Origin of the sequence: Plantactinospora sp. KLBMP9567 (genome assembly GCF_033446045.1) — a bacterium.
Classification (GTDB): Bacteria; Actinomycetota; Actinomycetes; order Mycobacteriales; family Micromonosporaceae; genus Plantactinospora.
Map to the genome: position 1 here is coordinate 87,098 of NZ_JAWQRR010000011.1, position 20,585 is coordinate 107,682.

Annotated in this window: 17 protein-coding genes; 8 read left to right on the forward strand and 9 right to left on the reverse strand. The window is 72.9% G+C overall.

The genetic code is table 11. The annotated features are described in order from the left end of the window. The first annotated feature begins 140 nt into the window (after window positions 1–140). Window positions 141–365: a hypothetical protein gene (locus tag R6Y94_RS09165; RefSeq protein WP_318395363.1), complete on the forward strand. Its 225-nt coding sequence runs from the start codon at window positions 141–143 to the stop codon at window positions 363–365. A gap of 229 nt (window positions 366–594) precedes the next feature. Here the strand turns inward: R6Y94_RS09165 and R6Y94_RS09170 are convergent, their stop codons facing one another. From R6Y94_RS09170 to R6Y94_RS45080, 8 genes are all read right to left on the reverse strand, one after another. Next, a complete protein-coding gene (locus tag R6Y94_RS09170; RefSeq protein WP_318395364.1) occupies window positions 595–2,016 on the reverse strand; it encodes a DivIVA domain-containing protein in 1,422 nt (473 codons plus the stop codon). A 102-nt stretch (window positions 2,017–2,118) separates the two neighbouring features. After that, on the reverse strand, window positions 2,119–3,252 hold the full coding sequence (gene rlmN / locus R6Y94_RS09175) for a 23S rRNA (adenine(2503)-C(2))-methyltransferase RlmN (protein ID WP_318395365.1): 1,134 nt from the start codon (window positions 3,250–3,252) through the stop codon (window positions 2,119–2,121). A gap of 103 nt (window positions 3,253–3,355) precedes the next feature. Beyond that, entirely contained in the window at window positions 3,356–4,897 is a 1,542-nt protein-coding gene (locus tag R6Y94_RS09180) for a phosphatidate cytidylyltransferase (protein WP_318395366.1), read from the reverse strand. Continuing rightward, window positions 4,897–5,454 carry a ribosome recycling factor gene (frr, locus tag R6Y94_RS09185; protein ID WP_318395474.1) on the reverse strand — a complete coding sequence of 186 codons (558 nt, stop codon included), beginning with the start codon at window positions 5,452–5,454 and terminating at the stop codon, window positions 4,897–4,899. The genes R6Y94_RS09180 and frr overlap by 1 nt, the downstream gene beginning before the upstream one ends. 86 nt (window positions 5,455–5,540) lie before the next feature. Beyond that, window positions 5,541–6,308, reverse strand: coding sequence for a UMP kinase (pyrH, locus tag R6Y94_RS09190; protein ID WP_318395367.1), 768 nt, complete (start codon window positions 6,306–6,308; stop codon window positions 5,541–5,543). Between the two features lie 170 nt (window positions 6,309–6,478). Then, window positions 6,479–7,309, reverse strand: a complete 831-nt coding sequence (tsf, locus tag R6Y94_RS09195) for a translation elongation factor Ts (RefSeq protein WP_318395368.1) — start codon at window positions 7,307–7,309, stop codon at window positions 6,479–6,481. Window positions 7,310–7,440: 131 nt separating this feature from the next. Further along, window positions 7,441–8,292, reverse strand: a complete 852-nt coding sequence (gene rpsB / locus R6Y94_RS09200; protein ID WP_318395369.1) for a 30S ribosomal protein S2 — start codon at window positions 8,290–8,292, stop codon at window positions 7,441–7,443. Between the two features lie 631 nt (window positions 8,293–8,923). Beyond that, the gene (locus R6Y94_RS45080) at window positions 8,924–10,312 is read right to left on the reverse strand and encodes a hypothetical protein (RefSeq protein WP_412102719.1); all 1,389 of its coding nucleotides are present in this window, start codon (window positions 10,310–10,312) and stop codon (window positions 8,924–8,926) included. Window positions 10,313–10,671: 359 nt separating this feature from the next. Here R6Y94_RS45080 and R6Y94_RS09210 point away from each other — a divergent pair, with 359 nt between their 5' ends. The 6 genes from R6Y94_RS09210 to R6Y94_RS09235 all read left to right on the forward strand — a co-directional run bounded on the left by R6Y94_RS09210 (window position 10,672) and on the right by R6Y94_RS09235 (window position 17,963). Continuing rightward, on the forward strand, window positions 10,672–11,031 hold the full coding sequence (locus R6Y94_RS09210) for a YraN family protein (protein ID WP_318395370.1): 360 nt from the start codon (window positions 10,672–10,674) through the stop codon (window positions 11,029–11,031). 51 nt (window positions 11,032–11,082) lie between these two features. Further along, a complete protein-coding gene (locus tag R6Y94_RS09215; protein WP_318395371.1) occupies window positions 11,083–12,201 on the forward strand; it encodes a threonine aldolase family protein in 1,119 nt (372 codons plus the stop codon). A 394-nt stretch (window positions 12,202–12,595) separates the two neighbouring features. Further along, window positions 12,596–14,116 carry a YifB family Mg chelatase-like AAA ATPase gene (locus tag R6Y94_RS09220; protein WP_318395372.1) on the forward strand — a complete coding sequence of 507 codons (1,521 nt, stop codon included), beginning with the start codon at window positions 12,596–12,598 and terminating at the stop codon, window positions 14,114–14,116. Window positions 14,117–14,277: 161 nt separating this feature from the next. Then, complete coding sequence (locus R6Y94_RS09225; protein ID WP_318395475.1) at window positions 14,278–15,483, forward strand: DNA-processing protein DprA; 1,206 nt, start codon at window positions 14,278–14,280, stop codon at window positions 15,481–15,483. A 34-nt stretch (window positions 15,484–15,517) separates the two neighbouring features. Next, window positions 15,518–16,459 (forward strand): tyrosine recombinase XerC, encoded by a 942-nt coding sequence (locus R6Y94_RS09230; protein WP_318395373.1) that lies wholly within the window; start codon window positions 15,518–15,520, stop codon window positions 16,457–16,459. 313 nt (window positions 16,460–16,772) lie between these two features. Beyond that, window positions 16,773–17,963 carry an aminotransferase class V-fold PLP-dependent enzyme gene (locus R6Y94_RS09235; protein ID WP_318395374.1) on the forward strand — a complete coding sequence of 397 codons (1,191 nt, stop codon included), beginning with the start codon at window positions 16,773–16,775 and terminating at the stop codon, window positions 17,961–17,963. Between the two features lie 66 nt (window positions 17,964–18,029). Here the strand turns inward: R6Y94_RS09235 and R6Y94_RS09240 are convergent, their stop codons facing one another. Then, window positions 18,030–18,530: a murein hydrolase activator EnvC family protein gene (locus R6Y94_RS09240; RefSeq protein ID WP_412102723.1), complete on the reverse strand. Its 501-nt coding sequence runs from the start codon at window positions 18,528–18,530 to the stop codon at window positions 18,030–18,032. A 786-nt stretch (window positions 18,531–19,316) separates the two neighbouring features. Here R6Y94_RS09240 and R6Y94_RS09245 point away from each other — a divergent pair. Then, complete coding sequence (locus R6Y94_RS09245) at window positions 19,317–20,510, forward strand: sulfite oxidase (RefSeq protein WP_318395376.1); 1,194 nt, start codon at window positions 19,317–19,319, stop codon at window positions 20,508–20,510. Window positions 20,511–20,585: the final 75 nt, after the last annotated feature.

The window sequence follows — 20,585 nt, forward strand, 5'->3', positions numbered from 1 at the left end:
GCTCCGGAGCGTGGCGTCGGGCAGCGCCAAGGGCTGTACCGGGCAGAGCCGGCTGCGGCGGAAGGCCCGGCCCGTGCGCCGTACGCCGGGCGGCACATGCCAGACTTACCAGAATCCGATCGTGAGGAAAGGACCGGAAAGTGGCTGGAAGCGAGCCGGTGACGTCACCAGACCAACGCAAGCCGGGGCACCGCAGGGCGGGCCAGATCGGCGCGATCCTCTCCGCGGCGGCGCTGGTGCTGATGATGTTCAACAACAACGAGGTCAGCGGCATCGCGAAGATCTGGCTAGGTTCGATCGCCGCCGCCCTGGTCCTCGCCGTCGTCGGCGACACGATCCTGCGCCGCAACGGCCTGCGTTCCTGACCCTCGACCGTCGGCGCTCCTCAGCACCGCCGGCTTCCTGTCCCTCGACCGTCGGCGGTCCCGACCCTCGACGCGACGCTGGGGCGGGCTGCCCGGAAGGCTCGAAAGACCCGGCCTCGACCTGGGCTGGGTAGCGGCCGGCGCTGATCGGCGCCGGCCGCGGTTTCATCCGGCCCCGGGCGGGGCCGGATGCGCGACCGGACCGGGTGTGTGACGGCGGCTGTTCGCCTCACTGGCCGAGCAGCAGGTCCTTGACCTCCTTGAGCGCGGCGTCGACCTCGGCCTCGAAGTAGCCGCCGGGGACCAGTCCGAACCGGGTGGTGTCGAGGTCGGCAGGATTGACCGGCATCGCCCCCCGCCCTGCCATGCTGCCGAGGATCCCCTCGAACAACCGGTCGACCTGGTCCGGGTCGTAGCCGCTGCCGAACCGGCGTACCTGGAAGGAGCGCCGGATGTGGTCGATCCGGGCCATCTCGCTACCGGGTGGACCCATCGGCGGCGGACCACCCACCGGTGGACCTCCCATCGGCGGCCCACCGGCCGGCCCGGGCATCGGCGGCAGGGCGTCGCCCATGCCACGCCCGGGACCACGAAGGTCCCGGTCCGGCATCCGTATCTCGGCCGTCATGTCCGCCCGGCTCGGCCGCCCCGCGTCGAAACCGTCGAAGCGCTCGTTCGCCCCGAACCCGCCGGGCGGCGCTCCCGGAGCGCCCGGGCCGCCCGGCGTACGCGGCGGAAGCGGTGCCCCCGGGCCGCGCTGCGGGTCGAACCCGCCCCGCTGCGGATCGAAGCCGCCCCGCTGCGGATCGGGCGGGCCACCGCGCTGCGGATCGAACCCGCCGCCGCGCTGCGGTGGCTCCATCCCACCCCGCGGCGGATCGAACCCGCCGCCGCGCTGCGGTGGCTCCATCCCACCCCGCGGCGGATCGAACCCGCCGCCGCGCTGCGGTGGCTCCATCCCGCCCCGCGGCGGATCGAAACCACCGCGCTGGGGCTCGAACCCGCCGCGCTGCTGCGGATCGAAACCACTCCGCTGCGGTTCCATCCCGCCGCGCTGCGGATCGAAGCCGCCCCGCTGACCGCCGAAGGTGCCAGTCGGCTCGTCGTACTGGCCATAGGGGTCGTTGGGCGGGCCGGCCTGGGCCGGCATCGGCCGCGGCGGAAGCTGGCCGGGTGGTAGACCCCGGTCGTCGCGCATCGGGGGACCCATGCGCTCGGGCGGACCCATCCGGTCCGGGGGTCCCATCCGGTCCGGGGGTCCCATCCGGTCCGGGGGTCCCATCCGGTCCGGGGGTCCCATCCGGTCCGGGGGTCCCATCCGGTCCGGGGGTCCCATCCGGTCCGGCGGACCCATCCGGTCCGAGGTCACCCGGTCGGCGAGCCGCGGGTCCCCGCCCCGACCGCCGCCGCGCTCCTCCAGCTCGGCGATCTGCCGCTCCACCCGGTCGAGGTGCAGGTCCACCTGCCACTCGTCGTAGCCACCGAAGCGCACCCGGAAGACGACGTCGTGCACCTCCTGGGAGGCGACGGGCGCGCCCAGCGACTCACCGGCGAGCGTGGCCTCGACACGATCCAGGAACGTGTCCACCTCATCGACCTTGTAGCCCCGCCGGAGCGCCTTGCGCCGGAAACGCTGACCCTGACTCGCCACTATGTCTCCTGGTTCGCTCGCTCGCTTCGCTCGCTCACGCCGCCGCCCCGCCACGCGCGTCGGCGCCGCAAGCGGCACTACTAAGCCTGTTGACCCTGTCGCTCACTGCGTCACCGCCGCGGCGGCCAGCTGGCCGCACGCCCCGTCGATCTCGCGCCCCCGGGTGTCCCGAACAGTCGTCGAGACACCGGCCGCGCGGAGCCGCCGGACGAACTCCCGCTCTACCGGCTTCGGGCTCGCGTCCCAGCGGCTCCCCGGAGTCGGGTTGAGCGGGATGAGGTTCACGTGGGTCAGTCGACCCGCCAGCAGCCGACCGAGGAGGTCGGCACGCCACGGCTGGTCGTTCACATCTCGAATCATCGCGTATTCAATGGACACGCGACGCCCCGTACGCTCCGCGTAGTGCCATGCGGCGTCCAGCACCTCGTCAACCTTCCACCGCTGGTTGACCGGAACCAGTTCGTCGCGCAGCTCATCATCGGGCGCATGCAGCGACAACGCAAGAGTCACCGAAAGTCCCTCGTCGGCCAGCCGGCGCATCGCGGGGACCAGACCGACGGTGGAGACGGTGATGTGCCGCTGCGAGAGGCCGAGCCCCTCCGGGGCGGGTGCGGTCAACCGCCGGACGGCGGCCACCACCCGGGCGTAGTTGGCCAGCGGCTCGCCCATGCCCATGAAGACCACGTGGGACAGCCGGGACGGGGAACCGGCGATCGCACCGGACGCGGCCACCCCGGCGAGGTACACGGCCTGGTCCACGATCTCGGCGGTGGAGAGGTTGCGGGTCAGCCCGGCCTGACCGGTGGCGCAGAACGGGCAGGCCATGCCGCAGCCGGCCTGGCTGGAGATGCAGACGGTGACCCGGTCCGGGTAACCCATCAGCACGCTCTCCACCAGCGATCCGTCGTGTAGCCGCCACAACGCCTTGCGGGTTGCGCCGTCGTCGGTGGCGACCTCGCGTACCGGGGTGAGCAGGTTCGGCAGCAACTCCGCCGCGATCCGGTCCCGGGCGCCGGCGGGCAGGTCGGTCATCCGCGCCGGGTCACGGACCAGCCGGCCGAAGTAGTGCGTGGAGATCTGCCGGGCCCGGAACGCGGGCTCCCCCAGCTCGGTGACGGCCGCCTTCCGTCCGGGAAGGTCGAGGTCGGCGAGGTGTCGGGGCGGCATAGCCGCGCGACGCGACGTAGACCCGGTCGGGTCGTCCGGCGCGTTCTGGATCAAGGGCAGGCTCGTCATGGCCCGTCCAGTCTCCCACGTCGGCGCGACAACGCACCTGGCCGGAGGTGCCGGCCCCGTGACCTGGCCCGCAGCTCGCGGATGTGCAGGCTCATCTCACCTCTCAGCCGGCCGGGACGAAGATCGCCAGCAGCAGGTAGGCGGTCGGCACCGCGAAGAGGATCGAGTCCAGCCGGTCCATCAGCCCACCGTGCCCCGGCAGCAGGTTGCTCATGTCCTTGACCTTGAGGTCCCTCTTGATCATGGATTCGGCGAGGTCGCCGAGGACGGCCGCGACCGAGACCGCGACCCCGAAGAGGGCCCCCCACCACAACTCCACGTCGAGCAGGTACGCCAGCAGCAGGGAGCTGCCCACGGCGGCCGCCAGCACCGAGCCGGCAAAGCCCTCCCAGGATTTCTTCGGGCTCACCGAGGGGGCCATCGGATGCTTGCCGAAGGCCACTCCGGCGGCATACCCGCCGGTGTCGGAGAGGACCACCGCGGCCAGGGTGACCAGTACCCGCAGGTCGCCGTCGGCCGGCTCGGCGGCGAGCAGCGCCGCGAACCCGCCGAGGAACGGCACGTAGACCGCGATCAGGGTGGCCGCGGTCATGTCCCGCTGGTAGCCCGCCGGCCCGTCCCCGAGCCGCCAGACCATGGTGGCCAGCACGGTCACCAGCAGTCCAAGGCTGAGCGCGTCCGGACCGGCCCACCAGGCCAGCCCGACCATCAGCAGCCCGCCGGCGACCAGCGGCACGAGCGGCGGTCGCATCCCGGCGGGGCGTACCGCCCGGGTCATCTCCCAGATGCCGACGCTGACCGCGAGCGCCACCACGACCAGGAACGCCGGGCGGAACAGGAAGAGCGGCACGACGATCGCCGCGCCGAGCACGAGTCCGACGCCTATCGCGGCCGGCAGGTTCCGGCCGGCCCGGGACTGCCCGGCGGGCTTGCCCGACCGGGTCGCCCGACGCCGGCCGCGGCCGGGCCGGGTCGAGGACGCCGGATCGGGGTTCGGTTGCGGGTCCGGGTCGACCAGTGGCCAGCCGACCGGGTTGGTGGGGGCGTCCATCGTCGGCTCGGCACCGGCCAGGGCGCCGCCGCGGAGGTGGTCGGCCCGATCGCGGTACCCCGCCACGCCGCCCTCGGGACGTGCCGGCCCACCGGCCGGCCCGGGAGAACGCCACTCCGCCGTCGGATCCGGTACGCCCTCGGCGAGCTGACCGTTGCGGTGCCCGGTCGCCCCGCCCCGTCGCCGGCCGGCGTCGGAGCCGTCGGCCGCACCCGGATGACCCTGGGGTACGGCGGGATACCTCTCCGCCACATCCGGAAAGCCGTCCGGTGCGGCCGGATACGTCTGCGCCGCACCCGGATAGCCGTCCGGTGCGGCCCGGTACCCGTCTGCCGGGCTCGGGTACGCCTCCGGAGCCGCCGGACGGGGCTCCGAGCTGACCGGGTACGCGTCTGTCGGGGCCGAATAGGCGTCGGGCGCGGCAACGCCTTGCCGCGCCCGAGCCCACGCGTCGTCGTCGCCGGCCGGCCACTGTCGGCCCGCCGGCCCGTCCTGGTGCCCCGGGCCACGGGACCACTCCGGGCCGCGTGGTTGCTCCGGCCGCTGCCAGCCACGCGGCTCCGTGGTACCGCCGTAGGGGTCGACGTGGGACATCAGACCTCGAGCAACTCGGTTTCCTTGTGTTTCACCAACTCGTCGACGTGGGAGACGTACTTGTGGGTGAGGTCGTCCAGTTCCTTCTCGGCACGCCGGCCCTCGTCCTCGCCCGCCTCGCCGTCCTTGACGATGCGGTCGAGCTCCTCCTTGCCGCGGCGGCGGATGTTCCGGATCGCCACCTTGGCTTCCTCGCCCTTGTGCCGGGCCACCTTGATCATGTCCCGGCGCCGCTCCTCGGTCATCTGCGGCAGCAGGATACGTAGCTGGTTGCCCTCGTTGTTGGGGTTGACGCCGAGGTCGGAGTCCCGGATCGCCTTCTCCATGGCCTGCAACTGCGACGCGTCGTACGGCTTGATGATCGCCATCCGCGGCTCGGGCACCCCCACGGAGGCCATCTGGGTCAGCGGGGTGGGACTGCCGTAGTAGTCAATAATGATCTTGGAGAACATCGCCGGAGTGGCCCGCCCGGTGCGAATGGCGCCAAACTCCTCCTTGGCGTGCTCGACCGCGCGCTCCATCTTCTCCTCGGCCTCGAGGAGGGTGTCGTCGATCACCTGCTCCTTCGCCTCCCTCTGCTGGCTGCTGCTCCCGAAAAACTCCACCCGGACCCCCCACCCGTCGGCCCGGGCCCCTGCCCGACTCAGGTCGTGATCAACGTGCCGATCGGCTCGCCGGCGACCGCCCGGATGATGGTGTCGTCACCCTCGGCGCCGAACACCAGCATCGGCAGGCCATTCTCCTCGCAGAGGCTGAACGCGGCGGCGTCGGCGACCCGGAGGCCGCGACGCAGCACCTCAGAGAAGGTGATCTTGTCGAGCTTGCTGGCGTCGGGGTCGGTACGCGGATCGGCGGTGTAGACGCCGTCCACCCCGTTCTTACTCATCAGCACCACGTCGGCGCGGATCTCCAGGGCCCGCTGCGCGGCGACGGTGTCGGTGGAGAAGTACGGCATGCCGGCCCCCGCGCCGAAGATCACCACTCGGCCCTTCTCCAGGTGCCGGATGGCCCGCAGCGGGATGTACGGCTCGGCAACCTGGGCCATCGTGATCGCACTCTGCACCCGGGTCTCGATCTCCTCTTTCTCCAGGAAGTCCTGGAGCGCGAGGCAGTTCATCACGGTGCCGAGCATGCCCATGTAGTCGGCCCGGGCCCGGTCCATGCCGCGCTTCTGCAACTCCGCACCACGGAAGAAGTTGCCGCCGCCGACCACCACCGAGACCTGCACACCCCGGCGTACCACGGTTGCGATCTGCCGGGCGATGGCCTGGACGACGTCCGGATCGACGCCGATCGCCCCACCGCCGAAGACCTCGCCGGAGAGCTTGAGCACCACCCGGCGGGCCCGCCCGGGCGGCGGTGCCGTCGGATCGTCCGCCGCCAGGGTCCGGTCACTCACAACCTGCGTCATCCGACCCGCCTTTCCCACGCCGGTACGCCGGCACCCAGTTCAGCCAACCTGCCGCTGCTGACCCTACGTGACGAGGAGGCCGCGGTGTCCGTCACGTACACCTGCGGCCTCCCGTCCGTCCGACTCCGCCGCACGCCCCGGTCACGGCGATCCGGGCCCGCGGTAACGACTCAGGCCTGGCCGACCTCGAACCGGACGAACCGGGTCACCTCGATACCGGCCTCGGCCAGCACCTGCTTGACCGACTTCTTGTTGTCGGCGACCGAGGCCTGCTCGATCAGGACGTAGTCCTTGAAGAACGCGTTGACCCGACCCTCGATGATCTTCGGCAGGGCGGCCTCCGGCTTACCCTCCTCGCGGGCGGTCTGCTCGGCGATGCGCCGCTCGGAGGCGACGGTCTCGGCCGGTACCTCGTCCCGGGTCAGGTACTTCGGACGCATCGCGGCGATCTGCATGGCCACACCGCGCGCGTCGGCGTCGGCCGCCTCGTCGGCCTTGCCGGCGTACTCCACCAGCACGCCGACCTGCGGCGGCAGGTCCTGCGCCTTGCGGTGCAGGTAGACCGCGACGGTCCCGTCCACCGCGGCGAAGCGGTTGAGCACCAGCTTCTCGCCGATCTTGGCGGACTGCTCCTGCACGGCGCTGGCGACGGTCCGGCCGTCCGGCAGCGTGCTGCCGAGCAGCGCCTCCGCGTCGGCGACACCGGCCTGCGCGCCGTGCTCCACCAGAAGCTGGGCGAACGCGATGAAGTCGGCGTTCTTGGCGACGAAGTCCGTCTCGCAGTTGAGTTCGAGCAACGCCTTTCCGGAGTGCGCCACCAGGCCGTTGGCGGCCGTCCGGCCGGCCCGCTTGCCGACGTCCTTGACGCCCTTGACGCGCAGGACCTCGACAGCCTTGTCGAAGTCGCCCTCGGCCTCGGTGAGGGCCTTCTTGCAGTCCATCATGCCGGCGCCGGTGAGGTCCCGGAGCTTCTTGACGTCCGCGGCGGTGAAGTTGGACATGACTCTCTCTTCGGTGTGTAACGCGGCTGATTCGTGGTCTTCTGCGGATTACCCCGATCGGGATCCGCCGTGCCTCGTACCGGGTCGGGCCCGCCGGCTGCGACGAGCAGCCGGCGAACCCGACGGAGGGGTCACTCGGCGGCGACGCCCGCCGGCTCGCCGACCTTCTGCTCCGCCTCGCCGGCCGCCTTCTTCTCGGTGTCCTCGATCAGCTCGCGCTCCCACTCGGCGAGCGGCTCGTCGGCGCCGACCACACCCGGCTCGGGCTTCTCGTCGGTGCCCCGGCGCTTGCCCGAGCGGGCGATCAGACCGTCACCGACGGCCGCCGCGATGACCTTGGTCAGCAGCTCGGCGGAGCGGATCGCGTCGTCGTTACCCGGGATCGGGAAGTCGACCTCGTCCGGGTCGCAGTTGGTGTCGAGCACGGCGATCACGGGGATGCCCAGCTTGCGGGCCTCGTCGACGGCGATGTGCTCCTTCTTGGTGTCGACCACCCAGATCGCGGCCGGGACCTTCTGCATGTCCCGCAGGCCGCCGAGGGTACGGGTCAGCTTGTCCTTCTCGCGGGAGAGCTGCAGGGTCTCCTTCTTGGTGTAGCCCTGCGCGGTGCCCGACAGGTCGCCGAGCGCCTCCAGCTCCTTCATCCGCTGCAGCCGCTTGTAGACCGTCTGGAAGTTGGTCAGCATGCCACCGAGCCAGCGGTGGTTGACGAACGGCTGGCCGACCCGGGTCGCCTGCTCGGCGATCGCCTCCTGGGCCTGCTTCTTGGTGCCCACGAAGAGGATGCTGCCGCCCTCGGCGACGGTCCCGCGGACGAACTCGTACGCCTTCTCGATGTAGTCGAGGGTCTGGCGCAGGTCGATGATGTAGATGCCGTTACGCTCGGTGAAGATGAAGCGCTTCATCTTCGGGTTCCAGCGCCGGGTCTGGTGCCCGAAGTGGACACCGCTCTCCAGCAGCTGGCGCATGGTCACTACGGCCATGGTGGGGTGCTCCTCAGTTGTCCCTGGTTGTCACGCCGGGCCGGCGGCCTGGCGTCCTGGCGCCTGATCGCCGGCCATGGCGGACCCGATCGAAATCGGGACCAGGGGGCCGTCGCTCCACGGACGGACCGTGGAGAGGGCACGCGAGGTCGACCGCACGGGGCGGTCGCCAATCGCCAAGTGTACGCCCCGCCGCACCCACCAAGCACACAAACCCCCACCCAGCACCGCTCACCGGCAGATCCGACCAAGCCGACCCGCCGGTACTCCGGGCGGTTGCCCCGGTTTCGCGACGTTCGGGCTTCCGCCGGCCGGGCCGTCACCTTCCGGGCCTGCCGTCCCGCCGGCCCGGCGCGGACGGTTGCTTCCGGCGGTCGGGCAGCGTCCAGCGGGGCAGCCGGACCGCTCAGCCGGACCGCCGGGCAGCCGGACCGCTCAGCCGGACCGCCGGGCAGCCGGACCGCTCAGCCGGACCGCCGGGCAGCCGGACCGCTCAGCCGGACCGCCGGGCAGCCGGACCGCTCAGCCGGACCGCCGGGCAGCCGGACCGCTCAGCCGGACCGCCGGGCAGCCGGACCGCTCAGCCGGGCAGCCCGTGCCCGGCAGACGCCCGCGCCCGGCAGACGGCCGGTCAGCCGGCGGCGAGTGCCGCCGCGACGAAGAGCACGAGGCCGATGCTGAGATAGCCGGTCGGTGGGCGAAGCCACGCCCGAGCCGGGTCGGCCAGCGCGGCGGCGCTGGTGACGAGGCCGTACAGCCCGGCGGCGAAGATCGGCAATCCCAGCACCAGGAAGGTCCCGGAGAGCACCGCCGACGGCAGGACCGGACCGCCGAACGCACCGTCGAGGAGCAGGCGTACCGCCGGCACCTCGAAGATCACCGCGAGCAGCGCCAGGACCACGGCCAGGGCGGGCCGGCGGGTCCGGTACACACCGTCGCCTGCCGGCAGGCCGAGTCCGCCGGGCAGTCCCGGCGCCCCCGGGGCGGTCGGCCGGTATTGCGCGGCTGGGTCGGCCGCCTCGGTGTGCTGGCTCGACGCGTCGGCACCGACCGGTACGCCACCCGCACCGGCGCGCGAACCGATCTGCGGCACCAGGTTGGTCGGCTGGTCCAGCACGCCGCCCTGGTCCGGGCCGCGCACCGGCTGCCCGGCCTCGCCACCACGGCCCGGGGAGGCGGCCTCACCACCGCCCGTTGCGACGGGATCGCCGCCACGGGCCGGCGGGACGGCCGCACCGCCACCGCCCGTTGGGACCGGATCGCCGCCACCGCCGGGCTGGACGATCGGGTACCCGGTCACTGGCGACCGGCCCTGGTCGGTGGTGATGGGCGGGCGTCCCGGATCGGCCGGTGGGGCGAGCGGCTGCCTCGGATCGGCCGGTGGGGCGCCGTGCCGTCCTGCGCCCCAGCCCTGGTCCGGCGCGAGCGGGCCGGCATCGTGCCGTCCGGCGACCCGGGTCTCGTCGTGGGGGCCGACAGCGGTTTCCTGCCCCGTCCGGACGGGGACGCGACTCGTGCTCTCCGGTGGCTGATAGCGACCCGTGGCGTCGGCGGCGCCGCCCTGCCCGGTCGGGTCCGCCGCCCACAGGCTGGATGGATACCCGGACCCGGTCGGGGCGGCGCCGAAACTCGGCAACGGCACCTCCACGGCAGGCCGGGTCGGATCGGGGGTGCCGGCCGGCACGAAGCCGGGGAATCCACCGCCGTCCGGCGGGGTGCCGCCGCGCGGGTCCGGCGGGGTGCCGCCGCGCGGGTCCGGCGAGGCGTACCGATCCGGTCCGGCGGAGCGCTCCGGCGGACCGTACCGGGTCGGATCGGCGTACCGCTCGATGCCGGTGTCGAACGGCTGACCGTACCGGCCGTCCGGTGCCGCACCGCCACGCTGGGTCGGCGCTGCCGGCTGCTCCGTACCGGAGTGACGGTCCTCGCCGACGCCGTGCCAGCGTTGGTCGGGGTAGCCACGGTCGTCGGCCCGCCAGCCGGACGCCTGCTCTTCCGGAAAATCGCGTTGCTGCTCCACGGCCACGCACCGTATGTGACCTGCCCGGGTGCCCGCCAGTCGGCCGTACCGCCGTCGCTCGTCGGCGGGGTGCCCGCCATCGGTTCGCTGCTGACCTCGGCCAATGCGTCGGCGGGGCCGCCGCTGCCTGCCCGGCCCGGCCGAGGGCACGCCGCGGATGCGGATGCCCCGCCGAAGAGCTCGCCCCGCTCCAGGAAGCCCGGCCCGCGGCGGCCTTGGCCGCAGCGGCTCACCTGGCAGCAGCGGCTCGCATAGCAGCGAAAGGGCTTGATCGTCCGACCGTCCACAGCCCCTCCCGATATCCACAGCCGGGCGCCTCGAGGGTTGTCCCGGTCGGCAGTCGGGGCCAGGGTCCAGCCATGACAGCGGCGAGACAGGCGATCGGCGCGTACGGGGAGCGGTGTGCCGTACGGCACCTGGTCGAGGCGGGGCTGCGGGTGGTGGCCCGCAACTGGCGGTGTGCCCGCGGCGAGATCGACATCATCGCCTGGGAAGGCGACGTCCTCGCGTTCTGCGAGGTCAAGACCCGGCGGGGTGACGCGTTCGGCACACCGGCGCAGGCGGTGGTGGGCAGCAAGTCGCACCGGCTGCGCCAGTTGGCCGTCGAGTGGTTGCGGACCAGCGGGGCGCATCCGGAGGAGATCCGGTTCGACGTCGTCGAGGTGTACGCGGCGCGGCGCGGCCCCGCCCGTGTCGAACATCTGCGTGCGGCGTTCTGAGTACGACGATCTCTTGTTGCCAGAGATTGGCAAAAAGATCAGACTCGTTTCATGCCGTCAGCCGAGCCCCACCCGTCCGCCGGCCCGGCCCCGTCGATCCGTCGGTCCCTGTTCCTGCACTCACCGATCCACCGGATGCCCCGAACGGTGCTGCGGCAGATGCTCGACCAGGTCGACGACGACACCCCGCCGGGCGGGCCTGACGCCCCGGTCGCCCGGCTGGAGCGGCGGATCGCCGACCTGTTCGGCACGGAGTCGGCGCTCTTCTTTCCCACCGGCACGATGGCGCAGCAGGTGGCACTGCGGATCCATGCCGAACGTCGCGGCCGGCATGCGTTCGCCGCACATCCGCAGAGCCACCTGGACGTCTGGGAGCAGCGGGGCTATCACGTGGTGCACGGGCTGCGGTTCCACCCGGTCGGGGACCGCCACCGGCTGGTGACCGGCGCCGCTCTGGCGGCGATCGGGGAGCCGCTGGCCGCGGTGGTCTGGGAACTGCCGCAACGGGACATCGGTGGGCAACTGCCCGAGTGGGACGAGCTGCGCGAGCAGGTCGCGGCCGTCCGGGCCAGGGGCGCGGCGGCACATCTGGACGGCGCCCGGATCTGGGAGGCGCAGACCTACTACCGCCGGCCGTTCGCGGAGATCGCCGGCCTGTTCGACACCGTCTACACCTCGCTCTACAAGGCCCTGCTCGGCATCCGGGGGGCCGTCCTCGCCGCCGACGCCACGACCATCGCCGAGGCGGCCGTCTGGCGGAGCCGGCTGGGCGGCGCGATCCACGATGCCTGGCCGCTGGCGCTGGCCGGCCTCGCCGGCCTGGACAACCTGCTGCCCCGGATGCCGGCGTTCCGGGAGCATGCGATCGCGATCGCCGCCGCGATCAACGCCGACGGTGCGGCACTGGCCTGGCCCGATCCGCCCCAGACGCCGATCTTCCACGTCCACCTCCCCGCGTCGGCACAGGACGTCGAACGGGCCGGTACGGAGATGATCGCCGAGCGTGGCGTCCAGCTCTTCCTACGGCTGCTCTCCGCGCCGGATCCGAGGAGATGCGGCTTCGAGGTCACGGTCGGCGAGCAGGCCATGGCGTTCTCCCCGGAGGAGGTGGTCGCGCTGCTGCACGAACTCCTCGACCGGGCGGCCACGCCCGGAGAGAACCGGAGCTGAGCCGGTCGACCGGTCAGTCGGGACGGCGGGCTCCGTCGGGGGTGGCGCGGGCAGCGGACGACGAAACGCAACCTCGACGAGGCAACTTCAGGGCGTCCTCCGGCGGGTCTTCCGGATCGACCGGGTCCGCCGTACTCAGACCACCGTCGTACGGGAGACCGCCTTCGCGTATCCGCTCGGCACAGGAGCCCGCGCCGGCCGAGCCGAAGTGACCGTATGCGCAGGTAGGTGGGAAACCGGCGGGGCACATAGCACAGTCACGGCTTGATCGTCCGGGCATCCACAGGGCCCCCGGTTGTCCACAGGCCACTGGGCCGGCCCCGCCCACCGATGCCGGTCCGGGCACGGTCGAGACCATGCCGATGCCACGAGACAGCTTTCCCGGGCCCCACCGATGAGTTACGCCAAGGTGCTCTGCGTCGGACTGGTCGGGGTGACCGGGTACGTCGTCGAGGTCGAGGCCGACCTGGCCACCGGCCTGCCCACCGTCGTGCTCTCCGGACTGCCCGACACCGCGCTCAACGAGGCCCGAGATCGGGTACGCGCCGCGATCGTCAACTCCGGTCAGCGCTGGCCGAACCGCCGGATCACTGTCAACCTGCTGCCGGCGACGCTGCCGAAGCACGGCTCGGCGTTCGACCTCGCCATCGCGGCGGCGCTGCTCGGCGGTTCGGGCGAGCTGCCACTCGCCCCGCTGGACGGGGTCGCCGTCCTCGGCGAGCTGGGGCTCGACGGGACGGTCCGCCCGGTCCGGGGCGTACTGCCGATGGTCGCGGCGGCGGCCCGGGCCGGCATCACCCGAGTGGTCGTACCACTGGACAACGCCGCGGAGGCGGCGGTCGTACCAGGGGTACGGGTCCGGGCGGTCGACACCCTGCACCGGCTGGTGGCCTTCATCCGGGACGGTGCGCCGCTGCTCGATCCGCCGTCCCCGCCAGCGGTGCCACCCCGTTCCGGACCGGATCTCGCCGACATCGCCGGGCAGGGGCTCGGGCGACGCGCCCTGGAGGTTACGGCAGCCGGCGGTCACCACCTGGCTCTGTTCGGCCCGCCCGGGGCCGGCAAGACCATGCTGGCCGAGCGCCTGCCCTCGATCCTGCCCGAACTGGACGACGAGGCCGCCCTGGAAGTGACCGCGTTGCACTCGATCGCCGGTCTGCTGCCGTCGGACGGGCAACTTCTGCGCCGACCCCCGTTCCAGGCCCCACACCACACGGCGACGATCGCTTCGCTGGTGGGCGGCGGCTCCGGGCTGGCCCGGCCCGGCGCCGTGTCGTTGGCCCATCGCGGGGTGCTCTTTCTCGACGAGGCCCCCGAATATGCCCGGGGCACGCTGGAGGCGCTGCGCCAACCGCTGGAGAGCGGACGGATCGTGCTGACCCGGGCCCGGGGCGGCACGGAATATCCCGCCCGAGTGCAACTGGTGGTGGCGGCGAACCCGTGCCCGTGTGCGAAGCCATCCGGCGACATCTCGTGCGAGTGCCCACCGCTGGCCCGCCGCCGCTACCTCGGCCGACTCTCCGGTCCGCTGCTGGACCGGCTGGACGTACAGGTCACGGTGACTCCGCTGCGTGCGGCGGAACTGATGGCCGCCGAGCAGACCGTCGAGTCGTCCGCCGTGGTCGCCGAACGGGTCGGCAAGGCCCGTGCCGCCGCCGCTGCCCGGTGGGCCGCCGGCGGTTGGCGAGTCAACGCCGAGGTGCCGGGGCCGCAACTGCGCCATCCCCGGTGGCGGTTGCCGGCCCGCGACACGTACGCGCTGCGCCGGCTGCTGGACAGCGGCGCCCTTTCCGCCCGTGGCTTCGACCGGGTGATCCGAGTGGCCTGGAGCATCGCCGACCTCGACGGTCGGCAACGGCCCGACGCCGGTGATGTGGACGAAGCGATCCAACTTCGCACCGGGAGCATCGCATGACCAGACCAGCACAACCCGCTCCGGCCGCCCCGAGCGGCGATGCCCGGCTACCGGTCGATCCGGGGCGGCGACCACCACACCCCGCCTCCGGGCCGGAGACCGAGCCCCCGACCGATCCGATTCCGGACGACCTGAGTCCGGGCCTGGACGAGCCGGTGGCGATGGACGAGGATCGACTGGCACGGATTGCTCTGACCTGGCTCTTCGAGCCCGGCACCCGAGCGGTGTTCCGCCTGGTGCGGCAGTTCGGAGCGGTCGGTGCGTTGCGTCGGCTGCTCACCGGAGAGGTCTCGGACCACCGGCTGCGGGCAACGGTCGAGTCCCGGCTGGCCGCTGGAGACCCCTGGCAGGTCGCGCTCGCCGCCGCCGAGCAGACCGGGCGGCTCGGCGCGCGAGTGGTGACTCCCACCGACCCGGAGTGGCCGGCCCGGCTGCGGAGCCTCGACCGGCTGACCCTGCCGAGTGCCGGTCGCAGGGTCGACCAGGAGACTGCACCGCCGCTCTGCTTCTGGGTACGCGGTGCCTGGTCGCTCGGGGAGGCGTTGCAACGATCGGTGGCGGTGGTCGGGTCCCGGGCCGCCACCCCGTACGGGCTGCACGTCGCCACCGAGATCGCCTTCGGGCTGGCCGAGCGGGGCTGGACCGTAGTATCCGGTGGCGCGTTCGGCATCGACGCGGCGGCGCACCGGGGCGCCCTGAACGCCGGTGGCCTGACCATCGCGATACTCGCCTGCGGCGTCGACCGGCCCTATCCGATGGGCAACACCGCCCTCTTCGACCGGATCTCCGACGCCGGCCTGCTGGTCAGCGAATGGCCCCCGGGGGCGGAGCCGCTGCGGCCCCGGTTCCTGATCCGCAACCGGGTGATCGCCGCCGCGACCGCCGGCACCCTGGTGGTCGAGGCGGCGGCCCGTAGCGGTGCCACCCAGACGCTGCGCCGGGCGCTCGCGATGAAGCGACCGTCGATGGTGGTGCCCGGGCCGGTCACCTCAGCCATGTCGGTCGGCGCGCACGAACTGCTCCGCGAATATCCCGAGGCGCGACTGGTCACCGGCGTGCCACACGTACTGGAGGAGGTGGGACGGATCGGTGCCGACCTCGCCCCGCCGGTCCGTGGTCCCGACCGGCCACAGGACGCGCTCGACGACGAGTCCGCGTTGATCCTGGAGTCGGTTCCCCGACGTGGCCCGCTCGGTCCGGACGTCCTCGCCGCGCGCACCGGCCTCGACCTGCGTACCGCCCTGCGCAAGCTCTCCCTGCTGGAACAGCTAGCTCTGGTGGTCCGCCGCGACGACGGGTACCTGCTCGCTCCGGCGGCGACCCGGTCGAGCCGCGCTCCGGCGGGCCCTCGCGGCGCGCCGGCTTGACGTGGCCGACGCCCGCGGTCCACCGTCGCGGGTGATGAGCCAGCCCAGTCGCAGTACCCGCGCCCGGCACGAGGCACTGACACCGCCGCTCCGGGAGAGCGTCGACGACTTCGCCCAGCATCTCGCCTCGGTCGAGAACCGGTCGACGCACACCGTTCGGGCCTATGTCGCGGACGTGGTCTCGCTGCTCGACCATGCCGGCCGGATGGGCTGCGCCCGGCCCCGGGATCTGGACATCACCGTGTTGCGGAGTTGGCTGGCGAAGCTGCGTACTCTCGGAGCCGCCCGCGCCTCGCTGGCCCGCCGTGCCGCGTCCGCCCGTACCTTCACCGCCTGGGCGCACCGGGCTGGCCTGCTGGGCACCGACGTCGGTGCCCAGTTGGCCAGCCCTCGGACGCACCGGGAACTGCCGACCGTGCTCCGGGCCGACCAGGCGGCCGAACTGGTGGACGCGCCCGGCGAAGCCGCGTCCCCGGAGGCGTCGCGGGATCGAGCGGTGCTCGAACTCCTCTACGCCACCGGCATCCGGGTCGGCGAACTGTGCGGTCTGGATCTCGGCGACGTCGACCCGGCCCGCCGGGTGGTCCGGGTCCTGGGCAAGGGCGCCAAGGAACGCACGGTGCCCTACGGGGTGCCGGCGCAGCGGGCAATCGACGACTGGCTCCGGACCGGCCGGCCACGCCTGGCCGGGCCGGACAGCGGTGGCGCACTGCTGCTCGGGGTACGCGGCGGGCGGCTCCAGCCCACCGTGGTACGCCGGATCGTCGCCGCCTACGCCCGGGCGACGGGGCTACCCCGGATCAGCCCGCACGGGCTGCGGCACTCCGCCGCCACCCATCTGCTGGAGGGCGGCGCGGACCTGCGTACGGTGCAGGAGCTTCTGGGGCACGCCACGCTGTCGAGCACCCAGATCTACACCCACGTCTCGGTGGAGCGGCTGCGGACGGCGTACCGCCAGGCACATCCTCGGGCCTGACTCCCGGGCCCGACGGGAGGACCACCCGAGCCGGACCGCCCCGGCCCGACGGCCCGGGCCCACCCACCCGGTCCGCCCTGTCCGCCCGTCGGCCAGGGCGCAACCATCCGAGCCCGACGACCCGAACCGACTGTCCGCCAGCCAGCCAGGGTCCGAGACACCGGAGCGGGTCACGACGATGGCGACCGACGCCGACGACGCAAACCGGGAGACCGGTTCCGCCAGCTCGACTTGCCGCCCGTCGGCGAGGTGGCCGCCGCCCGATGACTCGTTCCCGACCGGTACCCGATCGACGCCGGGCTACGATCACCGAATGAGCACCGCCGGGCCGCCGCCGCCCGTGCCGATCCCCGGCGCCCGACTGCTGTTCTCGCTGGATCCCAGCGTCGCCCACCTCAACCACGGCTCGTACGGGGCGGTGCCGATCGGCGTGCAGCGCGCCCAACAGCGGCTGCGCGACGAGACCGAGGCCAACCCGATGCGCTTTTTCAACCGCGGACTCGTCGACCGGATCACGCACGCCCGTCGACACCTGGCCGGTTTCCTCGGTGCTGATCCGGACGGGACGGCCCTGGTCGGCAACGTCACCATCGGGGCCGCCATCGTGCTCCAGTCGCTCGGCCTGGAGCCCGGCGACGAGGTGGTCGACACCGACCACGGGTACGGCTCGGTCGCCCTCTCCGTCGATCGGGAGGCGCGCCTGACCGGGGCCGTCCGGCGCACACTGACGGTGCCGCTGACCGCCACCGACGAGGAGATCGTCGAGATCGTGCGGGCCGGGATTCGGCCGGGCCGCACCAAGCTGCTCGTCATCGACCAGCTCACCTCCGCCACCGCCCGACTCTTTCCGGCGGCGGCTGTCGCAGCGGTGGCCCGGGAGCGCAACGTCCCGGTACTGGTCGACGGTGCGCACGCCCCCGGGATGCTGCCGACTCCGGTGCAGAGCATCGGCGCCGACTTCTGGGTCGGCAACCTGCACAAGTGGGGGTATGCCCCGCGGGGCAGCGCCATGCTGGTGGCGGCGCCCCGCTGGTGGCCACGGATCGAGCCGTTGGCCGTCTCCTGGCAGGAGGAGGCCGGCTTTCCCGGCCGGGTCGAATGGCAGGGGACACTCGACTACACCGCCTGGCTCGCCGCGCCGGTGGGCGTATTCACGCTTCGTACGCTCGGCCTGGACCGGGTCCGGGCGCACAACGCAGAACTGGCCGCGTACGGGCAGCGGGTGGTCGGCAGGGCTCTCGGGATCGCGCCGGCCGACCTGATCGATCCCGGCGGGCCGACGGTGTCGATGCGGATCCTTCCCCTGCCGGCCGGCGTCGCGACCTCTTTTCCGGACGCGATAGCGCTTCGGCAGCGGATCGCGGACGAGCTCGGCGCGGAGGTCAACGTCAACCCCTGGCACGACCGAGGCTGGCTGCGACTGTCCGGCCAGGTCTACAACCGGGCGGACGAGTACGACCGCCTCGCCGAGCGCCTACCTGCCCTGCTCGCCTCGCTCTCCTGATGAACCACGGATGGCGTCATCGGATGGCGACTCGACCGCGTCCGCAACCTGTGGGAAGCGGCACCTTCACCCAGGCCGGTGGTGGTGGGCCGGGACCGGTAGCAGACGGACCCGGCCGAGGCCCAGCAGGAGCAGGGGATCGAGGTAGTCGTCGCCCCGGCGCAGGCCCCAGTGCAGACAGGCCGATCCGGCGGCCGCGCAGCCCGGGTGGCCCGGCAGGAGCACGCCGAGCGGATCTCCCGCCCGAACCGAGTCTCCGGCCGCCAGTCCGGACCGCACCGGCTCGTAGGTGGTGCGCAGTCCGTCGGGATGGGCGACGCTGACCAGCGGACGATTGGCCACCATCCCGGCGAAGAACACCACTCCCGATCCGGCCGCCCGCACCGTGGCACCGGGCGGGGCCGCCAGGTCGACGCCCCGGTGCCCGGCCGCCCACGGCTCCGGCGGCGGGTCGAACCGGCGGACGACCCGGGGCACCCCGTCGAGCGGCCACCGGAATCGTCCGGGCACCGGCACCGTCCAGCGGGACACGCTGGAGGTGGATACTCGCGACCTCGCCCACGGCATGCGCGGCGTCGAGACCATGGCCCCCCGGTCCCAGGCCGAGCCGGCGATCGAGACCGGAGCTGCGCTGTCCCGGCCCGGCCCGGCGGTAGGCGCGGTGGCACTCCCGACCGACCTGCCGGTCGACGCTGCGGCACTCCCGACCGAACTGCCGGTCGAGGTGGCGTCGGACCGGGCCGGTGGCGGTGTCAGGGCCAGCAGCAACACCGGAAGCAGGATCACCGGTCCCCCGCCGTGCCATCTCCTCGTCATGGTCGTGCAGCCTCGCGGCACCGCGTGGTTCCAGCAACGTCCCGGACCCCGTCCTGTGCACAACTGCCACGGCTGTGGAAAACGCCCGCAAAGCCCGACGATCTGCTATGCCCGGCACCGGCAACGGTCCTCGCAGCAGGGCGGCGGAACCTCCCCAGCACCGCGACCTGCCCGTTGATGGTTGCCCTGGTGGGACGCGGTCTGCCCACCCAGTGCCCGGCGTCTCCGGCGGCATCTGGGCGGGAGAACGGACGGGTCGGCGATGCAGGCGGGCGGGAGCACGGCGGACGGGTCGGCGATGCAGGCGGGCAGGAGGCCCGCGGCGGCAGGGGACGACGGGATGGGGGGAGCGGGTACCCCATCGAGGGCACAAACCGGACAGCGGTCGAGGTGTGCCGACCCGGTCGAGGCGTGCCGCCCGGCCGTGACCTGGGCCGGCTCCACGTCCCTTCAGGCGGCTCGCCTAGGCTGGCCTTCAGGCGGGCTGGACGGCCGGAGACGGTTCCCGTCCGTCACCGGATCGACGGAGGAGCGGCGATGACCACAGTGGACGACGTGAGCCGGCCTTCCCGGGTGGCCGATCCCGACGAGGGCATCAGCATCGAGGAACTGGGCCTCGCCGCCCGTAACCATGCGCTACCGCTGGAGGCGCTCCGCTACGACGTCACCCCGGCGGGCCTGCACTATCTGCTCATCCACTACGACATCCCGGACCTGGACGCGGGCCGGCACCTGCTGACCGTCGACGGCCGGGTCGACCACCCGCTGGCCCTGGATCTCGCCGCCCTGCGGCAGCGGCCCAGGGTCACCCGGCGGGTCACCCTGGAGTGTGCCGGCAACGGCCGGGCCCTGTTGACGCCCCGTCCGGTCAGCCAGCCGTGGCTCTCCGAGGCGGTCGGCACCGCCGAATGGACCGGGACGCCGCTGGCTCCGCTGCTGCGGGAGGCGGGGCTCGCGGCGGACGCGGTCGACGTCGTGTTCACCGGCGCCGACCACGGCGTGGAGCGCGGCGTCGAGCAGGACTACCAGCGCGGGCTGCCGGTCTCCGAGGCGCTGCGCGAGGAGGTGCTGCTGGCGTACGAGATGAACGGCGCCCCGCTGCTCCCACAGCACGGCGCGCCACTGCGCCTGGTGGTGCCCGGCTGGTACGGCATGGCACACGTCAAGTGGCTCACCCGGATCACGGTGCTCGACCGGGAGTTCGACGGCTACCAGAACGCGGTGGCCTACCGGCTCCGCACCTCCGCCGACGATCCCGGCATTCCGGTCACCCGGATCGAACCCCGGGCCCTGGTCCAACCGCCCGGCTTTCCGGACTTCATGTCCCGGACCCGGGTGGTACGCACTGGCACGTGCACAGTGGAGGGTCGAGCCTGGTCCGGGCACGCGCCGGTGACCGCCGTCGAGGTGACCACGGATGGGGGTCTCAGCTGGGTTCCCGCCACCCTCGATCCGACCAGTGCGGTGGAACACCTGGGCAACGGCTCGGATCCGGCCTCGGCAGGGCAACGGTCACCGGAGTCCGCTCCGAACGGATCGGTCGTCGACGAGCGTTGGGCGTGGCGCCGCTGGCGGTACGAGTGGCCGGCGACCCCCGGCCGGTACACCCTCGGCGCGCGGGCCACCGACGCGTCCGGGCGTACCCAGCCGATCGAGCAGCCGTGGAACCGGGGTGGGTTCGCGAACAATCTTGTCCAGCGGGTGGAGGTCGTGGTCACCGAGGACCACTAGGCCAGGTTCGCCGGGCACCGGAGCCCTGGTCCGGCGTCGCCGGTAATCCCTGCTGAAGCTGTATAGCTGGTGACC

Coding starts and splice junctions, on each gene's coding strand:
- pyrH (WP_318395367.1), bottom strand. CDS start 6,308: ATGACGCAGGTTGTGAGTGACCGGACCCTGGCGGCGGACGATCCGACG.
- R6Y94_RS09245 (WP_318395376.1), top strand. CDS start 19,317: ATGACCACAGTGGACGACGTGAGCCGGCCTTCCCGGGTGGCCGATCCC.
- R6Y94_RS09220 (WP_318395372.1), top strand. CDS start 12,596: ATGAGTTACGCCAAGGTGCTCTGCGTCGGACTGGTCGGGGTGACCGGG.
- R6Y94_RS09240 (WP_412102723.1), bottom strand. CDS start 18,530: ATGCCGTGGGCGAGGTCGCGAGTATCCACCTCCAGCGTGTCCCGCTGG.
- rpsB (WP_318395369.1), bottom strand. CDS start 8,292: ATGGCCGTAGTGACCATGCGCCAGCTGCTGGAGAGCGGTGTCCACTTC.
- R6Y94_RS09210 (WP_318395370.1), top strand. CDS start 10,672: ATGACAGCGGCGAGACAGGCGATCGGCGCGTACGGGGAGCGGTGTGCC.
- R6Y94_RS09180 (WP_318395366.1), bottom strand. CDS start 4,897: ATGTCCCACGTCGACCCCTACGGCGGTACCACGGAGCCGCGTGGCTGG.
- R6Y94_RS09225 (WP_318395475.1), top strand. CDS start 14,278: ATGGACGAGGATCGACTGGCACGGATTGCTCTGACCTGGCTCTTCGAG.
- R6Y94_RS09230 (WP_318395373.1), top strand. CDS start 15,518: ATGAGCCAGCCCAGTCGCAGTACCCGCGCCCGGCACGAGGCACTGACA.
- rlmN (WP_318395365.1), bottom strand. CDS start 3,252: ATGACGAGCCTGCCCTTGATCCAGAACGCGCCGGACGACCCGACCGGG.
- R6Y94_RS09235 (WP_318395374.1), top strand. CDS start 16,773: ATGAGCACCGCCGGGCCGCCGCCGCCCGTGCCGATCCCCGGCGCCCGA.
- R6Y94_RS09215 (WP_318395371.1), top strand. CDS start 11,083: ATGCCGTCAGCCGAGCCCCACCCGTCCGCCGGCCCGGCCCCGTCGATC.
- tsf (WP_318395368.1), bottom strand. CDS start 7,309: ATGTCCAACTTCACCGCCGCGGACGTCAAGAAGCTCCGGGACCTCACC.